Source organism: Vibrio cortegadensis (assembly GCF_024347395.1).
Lineage (GTDB): Bacteria > Pseudomonadota > Gammaproteobacteria > Enterobacterales > Vibrionaceae > Vibrio > Vibrio cortegadensis.
The window spans coordinates 431,553-450,759 of the sequence record NZ_AP025472.1 but is presented as its reverse complement, the minus strand read 5'-3'; the positions used below and the strand labels follow the sequence as shown (position 1 = coordinate 450,759).

Genomic DNA, 19,207 nt, shown 5'->3' with positions numbered 1-19,207 from the left:
GTTTCTACTTACCTTATTATCTTTCTACTAGACCCAGTGTACGACGCAGTAATGGCGCTTTCAGTGGAGAGCAGTTCTCCATTGCCATCAACCCTAAATTACGTCCAATTCGAAGTGTTAATGCATCATTAGAAAACAGATGAACAAGTGACGATGTCAGTGCCACCGTTATCTTTCGATCACTCTCTCGTCGCTGGCTAAATTGCATCAATCCTTTAAATTGACCAGGATCGTCGATATGAGTCACCACCTCTTCTGCTAGGCTAGCGACATCTCGGATGCCAAGATTGAACCCCTGCCCAGCAATAGGATGTAAAGTTTGAGCGGCATTACCTACAATAGCAAAACGGTGTGACGTATTTTGCTCTCGATAACGCAGCAATAGTGGGTAACTTGCTCGTTGTCCCACCTTCGTTAGCTTGCCTAAACGCCAACCAAATGCTTGTTGAAGCGACTCAAGAAAGTGTTCATCGTCTAAATGCAATATGTGTTGAGCGTCTTCAGGAGGCAAGCACCAAACTAATGACATTCGGTTATCACTCATCGGTAACAGTGCCACCGGCCCATTAGCGGTAAAACGCTCAAACGCACGGCCTTGATGACGCTCACTCACCGAAATATTGGCGATAACCGCGACTTGCTCGAAGTCATGCTCGGTTAACGCTAAGCCGATCTGCTCACAACATGCCGAAATAGCGCCATCAGCCGCAACCAACAATCTCGCTTGAATCAATGAGTCATCATCTAATTGGATCGTCACATTATCTTGATCGCGCTCGACCCGTTTCACCGAGTTCGGGCAGAGTAAGGTAATATTATCGGCTTGCTGCATTTTTTGTTGATATATCTGCCCGACATGAGCTAATTCAACCACATAGCCTAAAGCATCAACCTGTAACTCTTCACTGGTAATATTCGTCATGCCTGCATGAGAGCGATCAGAGACATGAATATGTTGAATCGCAGTGGCAACACTTGAGACTGACGCCCACAATCCTAGCTTTTCTAATATTTTTACCGTGCCATAAGACAAAGCAATCGAACGCGAATCAAAACCTGGATGCGCTTGGTGATCGACAACAAAAGGTTCGACAACGGCAATAGATAGCTTTTCATCGCTTAATTTATTTAATGCAAGCGCCAATGTTGCGCCCGCCATTGCACCACCAGCAATAACTACATCAAATTGCTTCATCGTAACATTCCAATTAATGGATCGTTGGGGCTGACTCTTGTGTTGGTTTCACACCAAACTCAGCATGGATAGTTAGTACACATGCCTTCACATGCTCAATCACCTGTTCGAGAAGTTGAGCCTGCTCTTCAAGATCATCATCTTCATCAATACCCAGTTTTGCCATCTCTTCAAGATCAGAAAGGGCCTCTTTCGCATGAACCGAGGCTTTATTTAATGGGGCTCCCGCTAAACCAAGACCCGAAATAAAGTGATTGATCCAATCCGAAACGCCATCAGCAAGATCAAACAGGCTCGCATCGGCACCGTCATCAGGCAGCAGTAGAGTCAGGTCTAAATCCGTTCCGGTGATCTCATCAATTGTTGCTTTCAATGTTGACTCAGCAATAACAAGAGCGCGATCCGGCCAACCCATACCATCATTGGTATAATCAAAAATCAGTGGTTGCCAACTCTTATCGGATAAATTCAACCCACCGCTTAACATTCCGGTTAGCAGGCCATGCATCTCTGCTGGGTTAACGGCTAAACTTGCGCCTTGAAGCTCAGTGGCCGCTTTTAAGTAATCTGGAAGTGTTATTTTGCTCATTTCAATATCTACTAAGTCTTAAAGTTTGTTTAATCCTACCATTTCACCCCACATCTCGAAATGATGATATCCGGAAATATGAACAGCATTTGCTCAATCTGCCGATTTACTGTGTCGTCGAGCTCTCATTTCGACATAGACTTTCTGAAAAGCTTGAATCTTAATTGCGCTTTACCTATAGTTTCATCCTCGGTGGTTGCTGAGAAGCCCATTTAAGATAGCGCAAAGAGTTCATCCATCATGAGTAGTCAAGCGGTAGAAGTTGAAATTTTAGGAAAACTGACTCGAGTTAATTGTCCACCAGGACAAGAAGAGGCATTGACCCAAGCAGCTAACGATCTTGATAATCGATTGAAAGAGATGGCAGAGCGAACTAAAGTTACCAATGAGGTTCAACTTCTCACAATTGCGGCATTGAATGTTTGTTATGAATTACAAACTAAGCAATTTGAAGCCAACGATGAAAAAAATGCAATAACAGAGCGCATGGAAAAGCTCACTACATCGCTTGAAGGTGTATTACGTAATGTTAAGCATGGACCGCAATAGCTTTTTATAAGCCCAAATTTACCCTGGAGTGTTTGTCAGAGGATTTAAGTCCCCGAGCCGATAAGCAATCCCTAAGGGTTAGTACTTGAGTGCTATTGAGCATGCTCGGCTTGTACCGAGAAGCCTACGGTAATCATTGCTGATCCGCCTTGAACTCGCTGGTTCAAGGGCCACAATTCTCAACGGCACTTTGGGGTAATCTCTTCATGAAAATACTAACTCGAAATGAATTTCGTCAGTTAATCCGCCAAAAACGCAATGCACTTTCCAGTGAACAACAGTATGAAGCAAGTTTAGATATTACTAATCAATGCTTATCTCTTCCTGATTTTCAGACCGCTCAACATATTGCGTTGTATATTTCTGCTGATGGCGAGATAGATACCAAACCACTCATTCAATCTCTCTGGGATTTAGGTAAGCACGTTTATTTGCCCGTGTTACACCCTTTTTCTCCTGGGCACCTACTGTTTCTTCATTACACCAACGACACACCAATGACTTATAACAAGTACGGCATCGTCGAGCCAAAACTCAATCAAATACTGATAAAGCCGGTATCTGAACTTGATCTTGTCTGTACCCCTTTAGTCGGTTTTGATACCACAGGACACCGATTAGGTATGGGTGGGGGCTATTATGACCGAACATTATCGAAATGGTTTAACACTGGGATCGGTGCTCGGCCTATTGGAATCGCGCATGATTGCCAACACGTCGATCGCCTTCCAACAGAGATTTGGGATATACCTTTGCCTAAGATCGTGACTCCAACGAAAACTTGGCAATGGGAAAAGTAAACATAACTCGCTATAATCGCGCCGCAAAGTTAACAACTTCTATTTAGATTAATAGGTTATCAATTCAGGAGATAGGCATGACTCAAGATGAAATGAAAAAAGCGGCAGGTTGGGCAGCACTTAAGTACGTTGAATCAGGAAGTATTGTAGGCGTAGGTACAGGTTCTACCGTGGATCACTTCATCGATGCTTTAGGCACAATGAAAGATGACATTAAAGGTGCCGTTTCAAGCTCTATTGCTTCTACCGAAAAATTACAAAAACTAGGCATTGAAGTATTTGAGTGTAATGACGTAGCAAAACTTGATGTTTATGTTGATGGCGCTGATGAAATCAACCCTACTCGTGACATGATCAAAGGTGGTGGTGCTGCTCTAACTCGTGAGAAAATTGTTGCGGCAATCTCTGACAAGTTCATCTGCATTGTTGACGGAACAAAAGCGGTTGATGTTCTAGGAAACTTTCCACTACCAGTTGAAGTTATTCCGATGGCTCGCTCTTACGTGGGTCGTGAGCTAGTAAAACTTGGTGGCGATCCCGCTTACCGAGAAGGCGTAATTACTGACAATGGTAATGTAATTTTAGATGTTCACGGACTAAAAATTACAGATGCGAAGAAGCTTGAAGAGACAATCAATGGCATCGCTGGCGTTGTAACTAATGGCCTATTTGCTCATCGTGGTGCAGACGTTGTTATCACAGGTACTCCTGAAGGTGCCAAAATAGAAGAATAATCGAATTTTCGTTATTTGATTACAAGCAGCGCCATTCGGTGCTGCTTTTTTATTTCCTATATATAAAATTATGCCTTATTCCGTAATTTTCTTACCCAAAACAATTTTTTTTTGCTACTTTATTGGACAGAAGACGCACAGGGAAGATGTTTGTCTCTATATAAAACTGTTGATTTTTTCCCCTTTCAACCTTTTTGTAGCACGTGCGCCGTATTTGCCCACCTTTCCATTTTAAAGGACGAGAATAATGGCCAAAGTATCACTGGAAAAAGATAAGATTAAAATTTTACTGCTTGAAGGCCTCCACCCTTCTTCAGTTGAAGTGCTTCAAGCCGCAGGCTACACCAACATTGAGTACCACAAAGGCTCACTTTCTGATGACCAATTACTTGAAGCAGTAAAAGATGCACACTTCATCGGCCTTCGCTCCCGCACAAACATAAGCCAAGAAGTCATTGATGCGGCAGAAAAGCTCGTTGCTATCGGTTGCTTCTGTATTGGTACTAACCAAGTAGATCTTAAAGCTGCCGCTAAACGTGGCGTTCCGGTATTCAATGCTCCATTCTCTAACACTCGAAGCGTTGCAGAACTTGTTCTTGGCCAAATCCTACTATTACTACGTGGTATTCCTGAAAAGAATGCACTTGCTCACCGTGGCATTTGGAAAAAAAGTGCTGAGAACTCAAATGAAGCTCGTGGTAAGCGTTTAGGGATCATCGGTTATGGCCATATTGGTACTCAGCTGGGCATTATTGCTGAAAACCTCGGTATGCGTGTCTATTTCTATGATATCGAAAACAAACTATCGCTAGGAAATGCGACTCAAGTGCACACCATGAGCGACTTGCTTAATAAGTGTGATGTTATCTCTCTGCACGTTCCAGAAACCGCTGAAACAAAAGATATGATGGGTCCAGATGAGTTTGCTCGAATGAAACCTGGCTCTATCTTTATTAATGCGGCACGCGGAACCGTCGTTGAAATTCCAGCCTTATGCCATGCGTTAGAGTCTGGCCATCTTGCTGGTGCCGCTATTGATGTTTTTCCAACAGAGCCTAAAACCAACAACGACCCATTTGAATCTCCATTGATGAAATTCGACAATGTGATCTTAACGCCTCACGTGGGTGGTTCAACTCAGGAAGCTCAAGAGAATATTGGTGTAGAAGTCGCAGGCAAGCTTGCTAAGTACTCTGATAATGGTTCAACGCTATCTAGCGTAAACTTCCCAGAAGTATCTCTCCCATTGCATACTGGCGCATCTCGTCTATTACATATCCATGAGAACCGTCCAGGAGTGCTAACCCAGATCAATACGATTTTTGCAGAAGAAGGGATCAACATTGCGGGTCAATATCTACAGACTACGGCAGATATGGGCTACGTTGTGATCGATGTTGAAGCTGATCGTTCAGAAGAAGCCTTGCTGAAACTGAAAGAGATCGAAGGGACAATTCGAGCTCGTTTATTGCACTAATTAAAGCTATACAAACGAAAAAGGCATCTCAATGAGATGCCTTTATTCATTAATTCGTCGAAGACTCACGATCGCAACGGTATAGATCATATTGCTCTGTTGAACCACCAATACCATTAAATTTGATCTCAGTAATAAAACCTTTTTGTAAGTATGGACGTAAATCAACACAAGAAATTTGATAACCGAACTCTTGTATCACACTCACTTTCCAACGATAACCAGGCTCAACCCATTGCAAATATGTAATTACGCCTTCATCAGTGACAGAAATATGCTCATACTCTGAAAGTTGTTGTTGAAGTAATTCAATTTCTGTTGGATCAGCTGATGGCTTTTCAGCTACATATGATAAGGATTTACAACCAACAAGCGAAATTAAAAATGCTAATATTAAAGCTTTCTTTACCACGTTCCATTCCTTTTTATAATTTTAAATCATTAGTACAAAAGGAAAATACCTAAAAAAATCAATCAAATCTATAGAGTAGGTCTACTTATTCACCAAGACTATAAATTACATCTACACTATCTCTGATAATCAACGTTGCATCTTGATAGCTATTTGATTCTGCACCACCATCCATAGCCATTGAACGCATCAACATAGGCTGAGATTGCGGGCGATTATAGTTAATTTGCCATACGGAGCCTAAATCACGCTTAAACCCTTCAGCTAAAGATTTAGCCTTGTCAGAAGCATCATTAATTGCCGCCAAGCGAGCTTCTGCCTTATAGCGTGCTTCATCTTTCACTTTTAACTTAATGTTATCGACTTGATTGATACCTTCGCCCAAAGCGATATCCAAATACTGATTTAAATTAGCAAGTTGAGAGACTTGGACGGTCACATTTCTAGACGCTCGATAGCCGACAAGCTCTGGCTTACCTTCTTTTGGATAGTGGTATTGTGGTGCTAGATACAAATTAGAGCTATTAATATCCGTCGCTTTTACGCCCGCTTCTTTCAAGCGAGCAAGAAAAGATTCAACCACATTATCGACGGCTTGTTTTGCTTGTTCCGCTGTCATTGTTGATTCGACAACCTTGACAGAAAATGTTGCCATATCTGGAGTCGCGACAACTTCACCGTATCCTGTCGTTGAGATATGAGCAAAATCAGGCGTATTCGCAAAAGAACTCATGCTAATCAGACTAGACAGTGTGATCATTAAACTTGGTACTAATTTCATTCAATGTGCCTTTGTGGTTAAACTTTTTTACATCATAGGCGTAATTTACTGCACACCCTATCTTTTCAAGACGTTTTTACAGAACTTTGACTGTGTTAAAAATCATCGAAATAGCGTTTAATCACAGTAATTGATGATAAAAAGATTACTGCGGAAGAAACTCCCGAGCATACGCAATCACAGCTTCAGATAACTCTTTAAGCACCCCACTTTCTAGCTGCCAATGGTGCCAATACATTTGATGCGACAACATGAAGCCAGGAGTGACATCAACAAGTACTCCTTTATCCAATTCTTCTTGGATTTGAACTTTGGGTATTAAGCAATAGGCAACACCTGCGCTCGCCAATTTCACAAAAGCTTCAGAACTACGGACGGTATGCTTCAGCACACTGCCATAAGGTAAGTTAAAGTGCTGATAAATAAATCGTTCATGCATTTCATCGTGTTGATCAAATACAACAGCAGGAGCTGCAATCAATGACTCTCGGGTGACACCTTGGTTGAAATAGCGAGCGCGAAAGCTTGGGCTGGCAACACATAAATAGTCCATCCGCCCAAGGTAATCAGCATCACACCCTGCTATAGGCTGAGAATCTAAACTAATTGCAGCAACAACTTCACCACTGCGTAATTTATCTATGGTTCGCCCTTCATCATCCACAATAAGATTAAGTTCGATTCGTTTTTGATCCACCAAATCGATTAAGCTTGGCAATAACCAAGTCGCAAGCGTATCCGCATTCGTAGCCAATGAAACCGCCAATGCTTTTCCGCTATCTTCATTCGTAATACTAGGGATCAGATCTTGCTCTAATAAGCATACTCGTCGATATAGACCTAATAATTTCATTCCTGCTGGCGTGGGTCTGGGCGGTTGCCCTCTCACTAATACTGGCTGAGCTAACCACTTCTCTAGCTGTTTAATTCTTTGGGATACTGCGGATTGAGAAATATGCAAACTTTCTGCTGCACGTTCAAAGCTTCGCTGAGCGACCACTGCATCTAACGCTTCTACCCACTTATAGTCTAACCCTCTCATCACACCTTCCCTTTCTCGCATAACTCAATTAATTAGAGATACTTATGATAGATTAAAATCATTAATTATACTTATGATGATTTTCGATTTACCCTCTAACCCTTGATTTAACTGTCTTCACTTTCTTTGAGGTTTCACGTGAATATCTGGATTTTGCTACAAGGTTTTGGGTTAGGGGCGAGTATGATTATTCCTATCGGGGCTCAAAATGCTTATGTATTGAACCAAGGCATCAAACGCAACCACCATCTCACGACTGCCACGATATGCAGTTTACTAGATGTCGTGTTCATATCATTGGGGATATTTGGTGGCGGTGCTATTTTGTCTCAGAATGAAATACTTCTCACAACAGTCACGCTAGGAGGCATTGCGTTCTTAATCTTCTATGGTTTGTTATCACTAAAAAGCGCCTTTGCACTTTCGAAACATTCAGGGTCAAAGCTTGATACTCTAGAGAGAGGCAAGAGAGCCGTGGTGCTAGGAGCTCTTGCGGTAACAGTACTAAACCCACATCTGTATTTAGATACGGTTGTTATTTTAGGATCCATTGGTGGGCAGTTCGAAGGTAGTGATAGAGTATCATTTGCCATTGGTACTATTATGGCTTCATTTGTTTGGTTTTATACATTATCCATTGGAGCCGCTAAATTAGGCCCGACCCTATCTAAACCAAAGGTTAAGAAATTCATTGATATCGCTGTAGCATCCATGATGTTTGTTATTGCATTTTTATTGGCAAAAGGGCTGTGGGCTCAATATATCTAGGCAAATCAGTAATGAATACATTAGAAAAAATTTATCAAACTAACATTCAGTTACTTTCCAAAACTGAGGTGACATACACTCAATGGGAGCATGAGCCTATTCTTGATTTTGCGACTGATGAAATGGTTGCAAAAAAATTAGGATGGACAGGAACACACAGCAAAAGCTTGTTTCTAAAGGTTAAAGGGGGCGGTTTCGCACTTTACCTAACTGAAAAAGACAAACGCCTAGACAGTAAAGCAATAAAGAAGGTGCTGGGGAAGCGAGTCTCGATATGTGATGATATTGAAATGACAGAACAAACGGGCTGCGTACCTGGAGCCGTTTGCCCCTTTGCTTTACCACAGAGCATCCCAGTTCTCGTGGACTCGACTCTATTTACTCATGATGAAATCTTGTATACCCCAGGACATCCTGAACTCACATTAGGTTTTGCAGGGAAAGATTTACCGATTCTATTGCAAGCCATAGAGAATACGGTTCACCACATATAGTATTTTGGGCACAAGTATTAAAGTTTAAATAAGCACCCGTTTGATGAGCCGATAGCAATAAAAAAGCGCAATATTTCTATTGCGCTTTTAAAAAGAGAATGTAGTGATTAATCCACTTTGTTCATATGAACATCCATTTGAGGGAATGGGATCTCAATCCCTTCTTTATCCAAGCCTTCTTTGATGGCTTGTAATGAGTCAAAATACACATTCCAGTAGTCAGACGTTTTAACCCATGGACGAACCACAAAGTTTACTGAAGAGTCAGCTAAAGCTAACACGCCAACTTGAATACCCGGCTCTTTTAGAATTCGCTCATCAGATTCAAGGATCTTGGTAATGACTTCTTTCGTTTTTTGCAGATCAGCACTGTAAGAAACACCAATCACATGGTCAATACGACGAGTGTCGTGACGTGAGTAGTTGGTTATAGGGCTACCAATCACAGCTCCGTTAGGCACAACAACCATCTTATTATCAGGTGTTGTCAAAATAGTTTGGAAAATCTGAATAGACTCCACCGCACCTGCAACTCCACCAATTTCAACATAATCACCCGATTTAAACGGACGGAATGCAACGATAAGTACGCCTGCCGCAAAGTTAGACAGTGAACCTTGTAGTGCTAAACCAATAGCTAAACCAGCAGCACCAATCACCGCAACTACAGAAGCCGTTTGAACACCAATTCGACCTAGAGCAGCAATCAGTACGATTACAAATAGCGTATAACGGACCAACGCGTGAATAAATTCAACGACAGCTTTGTCCATATTTTTCTTCTGTAAAACTTTTGCCACGCTTCCAGCAACAGCTTTCACAATCATATTACCAATGAATAGGATCGCTAGTGCTGAAAAGATATTCACACCATACTGAATTAATAGCTCTGAGTTATTTGATAACCACTGCTCTGCTTGAGAAAGTGTATCAACAATCGGTGTTTCGATAATAGATGACTCACTCGCCATAATAGTACCCTCTAAAGTATTGAACAAAAATGACTCTACAACGACTCACTTGCCGCTTCCGTGCATACAACTGAATAAAACAGCGTTATCGCATGATACATCAACTTTGGCAATTTATATAATCAGTGGGAATAAAAGTAATTTAATATCAATTACTCCCCCTCTTTTCTCACTATTGGGAATTCCAGTAAATACCGTTGTACAAAAAGCATTCAAACCAATGAGCAGGCATAAAAAACCCGCTCTATGAGCGGGTTTTTAAAACTTAGAAGAGTACTAATTCAAATGAATTATAGTACGTCTACAGCGTTAAGGTCAGCAAATGCTTTCTCTAGACGAGTAACCATAGAAGACTGACCAGCACGTAGCCATACGCGTGGATCGTAGTACTTCTTGTTTGGCGCAGCTTCGCCAGTTGGGTTACCGATTTGACCTTGTAGGAATTCACGGTTTTCAGCTTCGTAAGTACGGATACCGTTCCATGATGCCCACTGAGTATCAGTATCGATGTTCATTTTGATAACACCGTAGCCAATAGACTCTTGGATTTCAGCTTCTGAAGAACCAGAACCACCGTGGAATACGAAGTTAAGAGCATTAGGTGCAATACCAAATTTCTCTGCACAGTATGCTTGAGAATCACGTAGGATAGTTGGAGTAAGAACAACGTTACCTGCTTGGTAAACACCGTGTACGTTACCGAAAGAAGCAGCGATAGTGAAACGTGGGCTAACAGCCATTAGTTTCTCGTATGCGTATGCTACGTCTTCTGGAGAAGTGTAAAGCTCAGATGCGTCCATATCAGAGTTATCAACGCCGTCTTCTTCACCACCAGTACAACCAAGTTCGATCTCGATTGTCATGTTCATTTTAGCCATACGCTCTAGGTACTTAGCACATGTTTCGATGTTCTCTTCTAGAGACTCTTCAGAAAGGTCTAGCATGTGAGAAGAGAATAGTGGTTTACCAGTTTGTGCGAAGAACTCTTCACCAGCGTCTAGTAGACCGTCGATCCATGGAAGAAGTTTCTTAGCAGCGTGGTCAGTATGTAGAATAACTGGAACACCGTAAGATTCAGCAACTGCATGAACGTATTTTGCACCAGCAACTGCGCCAAGAATTTGTGCACCTTGACCTTCAAGTTTAACGCCTTTACCAGCGAAGAAACCAGCACCGCCGTTAGAGAACTGAACAACAACTGGCGCTTTAACTTTAGCAGCAGCTTCAAGAACAGCATTGATCGTATCAGTGTTAATTACGTTTACCGCTGGAAGAGCAAATTTGTTTGCTTTTGCTGCTTCAAATACTTTCTGTACGTCGTCGCCAGAAATCACACCAGGTTTTACAAAATCGAAGATCTTAGACATGGAAATAGTCCTATTATTCTATTCGTTTTAAGATAAAAAACTTAAGTTAAAAATTTGCAATCGTTTGCTCACAACTTTCGCTATTCTAGCAAAAAACTGTGATGTGCCGCAAACGTTAAAAGGCGAGATTCTCATCTCGCCTTTCTAAATCAATTATGCTTTTGCACGCTCTTCAAGCATTGCAACTGCAGGAAGTACTTTTCCTTCAACAAACTCAAGGAAAGCACCACCGCCAGTAGAGATGTAAGAAACGTCAGCTTTGATACCGAACTTGTCGATAGCCGCTAGCGTGTCACCACCACCAGCTACAGAGAAACCTGCAGACTCAGCGATTGCTTTAGAGATACCAGCAGTACCCGCTTCGAAGTTTTTGAATTCGAATACGCCTACAGGGCCGTTCCAAAGGATAGTTTTTGCGTTGCCGATGATTTCAGCAAGAGCAGCAGTTGAATCTGGGCCAAGGTCGAAGATCATGTCGTCGTCTTGAACTTCAGAAACGTGCTTGATTTCAGCTTCAGCGTTTTCGTCGAATGCTTTAGCACATGCAACGTCAGTCGCTACTGGGATAGCACACTCTTTCATTAGCTTCTTAGCAGTGTCAACCAGGTCAGCTTCGTATAGAGACTTACCTACGTTGTGGCCTTCAGCAGCGATGAACGTGTTCGCGATACCACCACCAACAACAAGTTGGTCAGCAATTTTAGATAGAGACTCTAGAACCGTTAGTTTAGTAGATACTTTAGAACCACCAACGATAGCAACTAGTGGACGAGCTGGGTTGTCCATAGCTTTACCTAGTGCTTCAAGTTCAGCAGCTAGAAGAGGACCAGCACATGCTACAGGAGCGTTTGTACCAACACCGTGAGTTGATGCTTGTGCACGGTGAGCAGTACCGAATGCGTCCATTACGAAAATGTCACATAGTGCTGCGTATTTTTTAGAAAGCTCTTCTTCGTTCTTCTTTTCGCCTTTGTTAAAACGAACGTTTTCAAGAACAACTAACTCACCAGCATTTAGTTCAAGACCATCTAGGTAGTCTTTTGCTAGTTTAACGTCACAATCTAGTGCATCGTTTAAGTAGTTTACAACAGGAGCTAGAGAGAACTCTTCGTTGTATTCGCCTTCAGTAGGACGACCAAGGTGAGAAGTAACCATTACTTTCGCGCCAGCTTCTAGGCACAATTTGATAGTTGGTAGTGATGCAAGGATACGTGCATCTGAAGTTACTTTACCGTCTTTTACTGGTACGTTTAGGTCAGCACGGATGAAAATGCGTTTACCTGCAAGTTCCAGGTCAGTCATCTTGATTACAGACATTGTTTGTCCTCTCAAATTTAAATTAATAAAGTTTTTTGGAAACTCGGCAACCCTGCCAAGCCTAATAATTCTTCAAACTGGTTATTTTATGGGGGTACCTCATATTTATTTCAAGTGTTGAAATAAATTTTCTCCCTTCATCACCATAATGTTATTAAAAATTAACGCTTTGGTGATTTCATTACTAAAACGGTATCCAGCATCCGATTAGCAAAGCCCCACTCGTTGTCGCACCAAACAAGCATTTTAACTAACTGCCCGTTACTCACCCTAGTCTGTGAACCATCGACAATGGCGCTGTGAGGATCATGATTAAAGTCGATTGAAACTAGAGGTGCTTCAGTATAGTCAACAATGTCATGTAATGTACACTGAGATGCGTTAACAATGGTTTGATTTACGTCATTAACTTTCACATTTGTATTAATTGTGACACTTAAATCCATTGCAGTAACGTTGACTGTGGGCACTCTGACAGAAATAGCTTCGAATTTGTTAGAAAATTTCGGAAAAATCCTTTCGATACCTAAATGCAATTTTGTATCAACAGGAATGATGGATTGGCTAGCCGCACGAGTTCGGCGCAAATCAGAATGATAAGCATCAATCACTTGTTGATCATTCATTGAGGAGTGAATCGTGGTAATTGTTCCTGAATCAATACCAAATGCATCATCTAATACTTTAATGATCGGCACGATGCAATTTGTTGTACAGGAGCCACTTGAAACAACGCGATGTTCATCTTTCAGGGTGTCATGGTTCACACCATAAATAATAGTATTGTCTAAATCGTTGTCACCAGGGTGTGAAAATAGGACTTTTTTAGCGCCCGCGGCAATATGCTCTAAGCCATCAGCTTTCGAACCATACACACCAGTACAGTCGAGTACGATGTCGACATCTAAATCTCGCCAAGGAAGCAGATTGATTTCTGATAGGTGAAGGAGACGGATAGAATCAAATTCATCACTATTATGGTGAACATAAATATGTTCTTGATCGTGGGTGATTTTCTTACCAAAGCGACCATGGCTGGTATCGTATTGAAGCAAGTGAGCCATTGCATCCGGTTGAGCCAGTTCATTCACCGCAACCACTTTAATCTGTTGGCTCTTCCCGCTTTCGTAAACCGCGCGAAGCACATTGCGGCCAATTCGGCCAAATCCATTAATGGCGATTCGTATCATTGCTTTCTCATCCTTAATAACCGAGGCGTCAGTTTATAGCAGACAAGCTTTCACTGCATCTTATTTACATAACGTCCCTAATAGTGAACCATTAAAAAATAGATCACCTAGACTAAGAACCAATAAAAAAGCCCTCTCTAATAAAAGAGAGGGCTTTAGATTCTAATCACTCAAGCTACACTATTTGATTCGGTACATGACACCGAACCAAACCGCTTAATTAAGCAAGCAGTTCTTTTGCTGTGTTTACTACGTTTTCAGTAGTGAAACCGAACATTTTGAACAGTTCACCAGCAGGAGCTGATTCGCCGAACGTTGTCATACCGATGATCTTGCCACCGAAACCAACGTATTTATGCCAGAAATCAGCAATACCAGCTTCAACTGCAATACGTTTAGTTACCGATGATGGTAGAACTGCTTCACGGTACGCTGCGTCTTGCTTATCAAATGTATCTGTTGATGGCATTGAAACAACGCGTACAGATTTACCTTCAGCCGTCAGTTGAGCGGCAGCGTCTACTGCTAGTTCAACTTCTGAACCAGTCGCGATAAGAATAAGCTCAGGTTGACCAGCGCAATCTTTTAGGATGTAACCACCCTTAGCAATATTTGCTAGTTGCTCTGCGTCACGATCTTGTTGTGCAAGGTTTTGACGTGAGAAAATAAGCGCTGAAGGGCCATCTTTACGTTCAATTGCAAGTTTCCAAGAAACCGCAGATTCGACTTGGTCACATGGACGCCATGTGCTCATATTTGGAGTTAGACGTAGAGAAGCGATCTGCTCAACAGGTTGGTGAGTTGGGCCATCTTCGCCAAGACCGATAGAGTCATGGGTGTAAACTTGAATGTTTTGCACTTTCATCAGCGCAGCCATACGCATTGCGTTACGAGCGTATTCCATGAACATTAGGAATGTTGCACCGTATGGTACGAAACCACCGTGCAGAGCAATACCGTTCATGATTGCTGTCATACCAAACTCACGCACACCGTAGTGAATGTAGTTACCAGCAAAATCATCAGCCGTTAAAGACTTAGAACCAGACCACATTGTTAGGTTAGAAGGCGCAAGGTCAGCAGAGCCGCCCATGAATTCTGGAAGCATTTGACCAAACGCTTCTAGAGCATTTTGAGAGGCTTTACGTGAAGCGATATTTGCTGGGTTAGCTTGAAGGTCAGCAATAATTGCATTTGCTTTTTCTTCCCACTCAGCAGGTAAATCACCAGCAGTACGACGCTTAAATTCAGCCGCTAGTTCAGGGTATGCCGCTGCGTAAGCGTCAAATTTCGCATTCCAAGCCGCTTCTTTTGCTGCGCCTGCTTCTTGTGCGTTCCATTCCGCTGCAATATCTGCTGGAATTTCAAATGCACCGTGTTCCCAACCAAGAGCTTTCTTAGTTGCTGCAATTTCGTCAGCACCTAGTGGAGCACCGTGACAGTCGTGCGTGCCCGCTTTATTTGGAGAACCAAAACCGATCACAGTCTTAGTACAAATAAGAGTAGGACGAGGATCCGCTTTAGCCGCTTCAATTGCAGCATTGATTGCGTCAGCATCGTGACCATCTACTGCTGGAATTACGTGCCAGCCGTAAGCTTCAAAACGCTTAGGAGTATCGTCAGAGAACCAACCTTCAACTTCGCCATCGATAGAGATACCGTTGTCATCCCAGAAAGCAACCAGCTTACCAAGACCAAGCGTACCCGCTAAAGAACATGCTTCGTGAGAGATACCTTCCATCAGACAACCATCACCCATGAACGCATAAGTGAAGTGATCAACGATGTCGTGGCCTTCTTTGTTGAATTGTGCAGCCAGTGCTTTTTCAGCCATCGCCATACCAACAGCATTAGTAATGCCTTGGCCTAGAGGACCCGTTGTTGTTTCGATACCTGGAGCGTAACCGTACTCTGGGTGACCTGGCGTTTTAGAGTGTAGCTGACGGAAGTTTTTAAGATCTTCAATCGATAACTCGTAACCTGCAAGGTGAAGCAGAGAGTAAATAAGCATTGAACCGTGGCCGTTAGAAAGAATAAAACGGTCGCGATCTGCCCACTCAGGGTTTTGTGGGTTGTGGTTCAAGTGACCACGCCAAAGAACTTCAGCGATGTCAGCCATACCCATAGGTGCGCCTGGGTGGCCTGAATTTGCTTGTTGAACACCGTCCATGCTGAGTGCACGGATTGCATTGGCTAGATCTTTACGAGAAGGCATGTCTGCTCCTGAATACATAAGCGAGTAAAAAATAAATTAGGGGGCTGAACCATCACACGGATCCAGCGGCGCGTATTGTCTCAAAGCACCTACCCTACTGCAAACGTTTTACTGATGGTTTTATTGCACTTTTCGACTCTTTTTTTACATTTGTTCTAATTGACAGGCATTTAGCGCCTATAAAAAGCAAACGATTGGTTTGGTGTTTTTTTCTACCGTCCATAATTTGAAGTAATAAGATAGTGCAGAAATAACTTGTAATTATAGCTATGAAATTTAGAATAGCCGTCTAGATGTAGAAACACCTACAAAATATACCCTATTTATTCGTTGTGAGTTGTTAATACTCTCAACCTAACTAATTGAAAGTGGAGCTCTCATGGCTAAGCACCTGTTCACCTCTGAATCTGTATCAGAAGGTCATCCAGATAAAATTGCAGACCAAATCTCAGATGCGGTTCTAGATGCAATTTTAGAGCAAGACCCAAAAGCGCGCGTAGCTTGTGAAACTTACGTTAAAACTGGCATGGTTATGGTTGGCGGTGAAGTAACCACTTCAGCGTGGGTTGATATCGAAGAGATCACTCGTGAAACAGTACGTGAAATTGGTTACGTGCATTCAGATATGGGCTTCGATGCTAACTCTTGTGCAGTACTAAACACGATTGGTAAACAGTCTCCAGACATCAACCAAGGTGTTGATAAAGCGGATCCTAAAGATCAAGGCGCTGGCGACCAAGGCATCATGTTTGGTTACGCAACAAACGAAACACCAATCCTTATGCCTGCTCCAATTACTTACTCTCACCTACTTGTTCAAAAACAAGCTGAAGTACGTAAGAGCGGCAAACTGGACTTCCTTCGCCCAGATGCGAAATCTCAAGTAACCTTCCAGTATGACCAAGGTAAGATTGTCGGTATCGATGCTGTCGTTCTTTCTACTCAACATTGTGATTCAGTAACAACAGCGGACCTTCGTGAAGCCGTTATGGAAGAGATCATCAAGCCAGTGCTTCCAACTGAATGGTTAAATAAAGATACAAACTTCTTCATTAACCCAACAGGTCGTTTCGTTATCGGTGGCCCAATGGGTGACTGTGGTCTAACAGGTCGTAAGATCATCGTAGATACCTACGGCGGCGCAGCTCGTCACGGTGGCGGTGCATTCTCTGGTAAAGATCCATCAAAAGTTGACCGTTCAGCAGCATACGCAGCACGTTACGTAGCGAAAAACATCGTAGCGGCAGGCATGGCTGACCGTTGTGAAATCCAACTTTCATACGCGATCGGTGTTGCAGATCCAACATCAATCATGGTTGAAACGTTCGGTACTGAAAAAGTATCTCACGACATCATCATTGAAGCGGTTCGTCAACACTTCGACCTACGCCCATACGGTCTACAAGAAATGCTTAACCTTCTTCAGCCTATCTACAAGAAGACGGCAGCATACGGCCACTTTGGTCGTGAAGAATTCCCATGGGAAGCAACGGATAAAGCAGACACGCTTGCAGCATTCGCAGGTCTGAAATAAGCATTCACACCTTAGCGTCTGGTAACAACTAGTTTCTGCTAACAAATCGTTATCAGTTAACTAATAGAAAGCTCTCATTATTAAATGGGAGCTTTTTTATTTACGGAACCAGATTAAACCTTGTTATATGTAGGTCTAATTATAACTATCAGAATCTTTGAGTAAAATTCCGCATAAGCAACACATCCCTTTGCTACATAGCTCCAGCCCCAAAAAATAAACCCATCTTTATCCCGTCTAAAATTTGTATTTTGCAGTATCAGTGACAATAGTTAATGAGAAACTTAAGTCGTTATCATTATCAGTTTATTAGACGTTAGCTGAAAAATAGACGCTTAAAAAATCATAGTCATTGATTCAATTAACTAAGATTCGTCTTAAATCAGGGAGGATTTATGCCTCGAACAGTACATAACTCAGACTTTGAAAATAAAAAGCATCACGTCAAGAACAGCGAATATGCTCGTACCATTCCATGTAACCAACTCAGTGTTTCCGCCCCCTTTCATTGGTTATCTCTTGGCTTGCATGACTTTATTCGAATGCCCATCATTAGCGCGTTTTACGGCTTATGTTTTATGGCTGCCGCGATTGCGATTGTTCAATTAGTACAATGGCAAGGGACCCATCTTGTGGTGATGCCGAGTTTAGTTGTCTATATGCTCATTGGGCCATTCTTAGCTCTTGGGCTTTATGATGCCAGTTGGGAGCGAGAAAAAGGGCACGATGCAAGTCTATTTCACTCCATGAAAGCCATCCGTCGAAATTCAACCGCTCAATGGGCATTTGCAATATTACTCGCCGTTGCCATGATTTTCTGGATGCGTATCGCCGCACTACTTTATGCGCTATACCCTTCAGTTCAAGGTGCGCCAATTGCTGAGTTTGCTCCTTTCCTCATTATTGGGTCTGCAGTTGGCTTTGTACTCGCCAGTGTCGTTTTCAGTATCTCTGCATTTTCTATCCCGCTAATGATGGAACGCCGAGTGGATATGATGAGTGCCATTTTCTCTAGCTTCAATGCGGTCAAATCCAATATACCAGCGATGATCGTATGGGCTGCGATTATTTGTGGCGGCATCCTTATCGGCTTTGCCACCTACGGTTTTGGAATGCTATTTACTATGCCTATTTTAGGATATGGAACATGGCATGCCTATCACGCGACAATTAAGAAAAAACATCATCTATAGGTCTCCAGTATTAAACCCCAAAGATGATAGTATTTGGCCTTAGCTTCGGCGCTAAGGCCTTTTTTTATGGGGAATATTTTGCAACACAACGAACTCACTTACTCAGCAACGAAGAAATTAGCCGAGTGTATTAGCATTGCGAGCAAAGCCTTCCAGCAACCTTTTACTATGCCAAAAATAAGCTTTCAATTAAGAGGAAAAGCCGCAGGAAAAGCCTACCTTCAACTTAATGAAATTCGTATTAACCCGATTCTTTTCAAAGAGAACCAACAAGCGTTTCTAGATGAAGTGATTCCCCACGAGGTCGCCCACCTCATCACTTATCAAGTCTATGGTCGAGTTCGCCCGCACGGGAAAGAGTGGCAAGGCGTGATGAATTCCGTATTTAATATCCCCGCCAACACAACTCACTCTTTTACTGTCACCTCTGTGCAAGGCAAGACTTTCGAGTATCAATGCGGCTGTTCCAGTTACCCTTTAACGATACGCCGACACAATAAAGTCATTCGAAACCAAGCAACGTACCGTTGTCAGCAGTGTAAACAGACGCTCACCTATAGCGGTAAACAGCTCAGTTAA

Annotated in this window: 19 protein-coding genes and 1 other RNA gene; 10 read left to right on the top strand and 10 right to left on the bottom strand. The window is 42.5% G+C overall.

What is annotated here, in order from left to right; all coding sequences use genetic code 11:
• Positions 1-16: 16 nt before the first annotated feature.
• On the bottom strand, positions 17-1,195 hold the full coding sequence (gene ubiH / locus OCV39_RS02190; protein ID WP_261888842.1) for a 2-octaprenyl-6-methoxyphenyl hydroxylase: 1,179 nt from the start codon (positions 1,193-1,195) through the stop codon (positions 17-19).
• 13 nt (positions 1,196-1,208) lie between these two features.
• A complete protein-coding gene (locus tag OCV39_RS02185) occupies positions 1,209-1,784 on the bottom strand; it encodes a YecA/YgfB family protein (protein ID WP_017054654.1) in 576 nt (191 codons plus the stop codon).
• Between the two features lie 240 nt (positions 1,785-2,024).
• Here OCV39_RS02185 and zapA point away from each other — a divergent pair, with 240 nt between their 5' ends.
• From zapA to serA, 5 genes are all read left to right on the top strand, one after another.
• The gene (gene zapA / locus OCV39_RS02180) at positions 2,025-2,333 is read left to right on the top strand and encodes a cell division protein ZapA (RefSeq protein WP_017054655.1); all 309 of its coding nucleotides are present in this window, start codon (positions 2,025-2,027) and stop codon (positions 2,331-2,333) included.
• A gap of 17 nt (positions 2,334-2,350) precedes the next feature.
• Positions 2,351-2,534, top strand: a non-coding RNA gene (ssrS, locus tag OCV39_RS02175) — 6S RNA.
• Positions 2,535-2,539: 5 nt separating this feature from the next.
• Complete coding sequence (locus OCV39_RS02170; RefSeq protein WP_136995805.1) at positions 2,540-3,133, top strand: 5-formyltetrahydrofolate cyclo-ligase; 594 nt, start codon at positions 2,540-2,542, stop codon at positions 3,131-3,133.
• A 77-nt stretch (positions 3,134-3,210) separates the two neighbouring features.
• A complete protein-coding gene (gene rpiA / locus OCV39_RS02165; protein ID WP_017054657.1) occupies positions 3,211-3,867 on the top strand; it encodes a ribose-5-phosphate isomerase RpiA in 657 nt (218 codons plus the stop codon).
• 247 nt (positions 3,868-4,114) lie between these two features.
• Positions 4,115-5,344 (top strand): phosphoglycerate dehydrogenase, encoded by a 1,230-nt coding sequence (serA, locus tag OCV39_RS02160; protein ID WP_171757179.1) that lies wholly within the window; start codon positions 4,115-4,117, stop codon positions 5,342-5,344.
• Between the two features lie 49 nt (positions 5,345-5,393).
• On the opposite strand, the gene OCV39_RS02155 is transcribed toward serA, so the two are convergent.
• The 3 genes from OCV39_RS02155 to OCV39_RS02145 all read right to left on the bottom strand — a co-directional run bounded on the left by OCV39_RS02155 (position 5,394) and on the right by OCV39_RS02145 (position 7,579).
• Complete coding sequence (locus tag OCV39_RS02155; protein WP_261888841.1) at positions 5,394-5,756, bottom strand: hypothetical protein; 363 nt, start codon at positions 5,754-5,756, stop codon at positions 5,394-5,396.
• An 85-nt stretch (positions 5,757-5,841) separates the two neighbouring features.
• Positions 5,842-6,537, bottom strand: a complete 696-nt coding sequence (locus tag OCV39_RS02150) for an oxidative stress defense protein (RefSeq protein WP_261888840.1) — start codon at positions 6,535-6,537, stop codon at positions 5,842-5,844.
• A gap of 145 nt (positions 6,538-6,682) precedes the next feature.
• Positions 6,683-7,579, bottom strand: coding sequence for a LysR family transcriptional regulator ArgP (locus tag OCV39_RS02145; protein ID WP_113795796.1), 897 nt, complete (start codon positions 7,577-7,579; stop codon positions 6,683-6,685).
• A 138-nt stretch (positions 7,580-7,717) separates the two neighbouring features.
• Between OCV39_RS02145 and OCV39_RS02140 the strand changes: the two genes are divergently transcribed.
• Together OCV39_RS02140 and OCV39_RS02135 are read left to right on the top strand one after the other, a co-directional pair.
• Entirely contained in the window at positions 7,718-8,347 is a 630-nt protein-coding gene (locus OCV39_RS02140; RefSeq protein WP_136995802.1) for a LysE/ArgO family amino acid transporter, read from the top strand.
• Between the two features lie 11 nt (positions 8,348-8,358).
• Positions 8,359-8,841 carry a YbaK/EbsC family protein gene (locus tag OCV39_RS02135; RefSeq protein WP_113795770.1) on the top strand — a complete coding sequence of 161 codons (483 nt, stop codon included), beginning with the start codon at positions 8,359-8,361 and terminating at the stop codon, positions 8,839-8,841.
• A gap of 107 nt (positions 8,842-8,948) precedes the next feature.
• On the opposite strand, the gene mscS is transcribed toward OCV39_RS02135, so the two are convergent.
• The 5 genes from mscS to tkt form a co-directional block, all read right to left on the bottom strand.
• A complete protein-coding gene (mscS, locus tag OCV39_RS02130; protein ID WP_113795769.1) occupies positions 8,949-9,812 on the bottom strand; it encodes a small-conductance mechanosensitive channel MscS in 864 nt (287 codons plus the stop codon).
• Between the two features lie 290 nt (positions 9,813-10,102).
• Positions 10,103-11,179, bottom strand: a complete 1,077-nt coding sequence (gene fbaA / locus OCV39_RS02125) for a class II fructose-bisphosphate aldolase (protein WP_113795768.1) — start codon at positions 11,177-11,179, stop codon at positions 10,103-10,105.
• Between the two features lie 153 nt (positions 11,180-11,332).
• Positions 11,333-12,496, bottom strand: a complete 1,164-nt coding sequence (locus OCV39_RS02120) for a phosphoglycerate kinase (protein ID WP_113795767.1) — start codon at positions 12,494-12,496, stop codon at positions 11,333-11,335.
• Between the two features lie 161 nt (positions 12,497-12,657).
• Positions 12,658-13,686 carry an erythrose-4-phosphate dehydrogenase gene (gene epd, locus OCV39_RS02115; protein ID WP_171757181.1) on the bottom strand — a complete coding sequence of 343 codons (1,029 nt, stop codon included), beginning with the start codon at positions 13,684-13,686 and terminating at the stop codon, positions 12,658-12,660.
• 220 nt (positions 13,687-13,906) lie between these two features.
• Positions 13,907-15,901, bottom strand: a complete 1,995-nt coding sequence (tkt, locus tag OCV39_RS02110; RefSeq protein WP_261888839.1) for a transketolase — start codon at positions 15,899-15,901, stop codon at positions 13,907-13,909.
• Positions 15,902-16,280: 379 nt separating this feature from the next.
• Here tkt and metK point away from each other — a divergent pair, with 379 nt between their 5' ends.
• The 3 genes from metK (at position 16,281) to OCV39_RS02095 (ending at position 19,207) form a co-directional block, all read left to right on the top strand.
• Positions 16,281-17,435 (top strand): methionine adenosyltransferase, encoded by a 1,155-nt coding sequence (metK, locus tag OCV39_RS02105; RefSeq protein WP_017054681.1) that lies wholly within the window; start codon positions 16,281-16,283, stop codon positions 17,433-17,435.
• 395 nt (positions 17,436-17,830) lie between these two features.
• Positions 17,831-18,628 (top strand): DUF2189 domain-containing protein, encoded by a 798-nt coding sequence (locus tag OCV39_RS02100; RefSeq protein ID WP_017054682.1) that lies wholly within the window; start codon positions 17,831-17,833, stop codon positions 18,626-18,628.
• 66 nt (positions 18,629-18,694) lie between these two features.
• Entirely contained in the window at positions 18,695-19,207 is a 513-nt protein-coding gene (locus OCV39_RS02095) for a SprT family zinc-dependent metalloprotease (RefSeq protein WP_017054683.1), read from the top strand.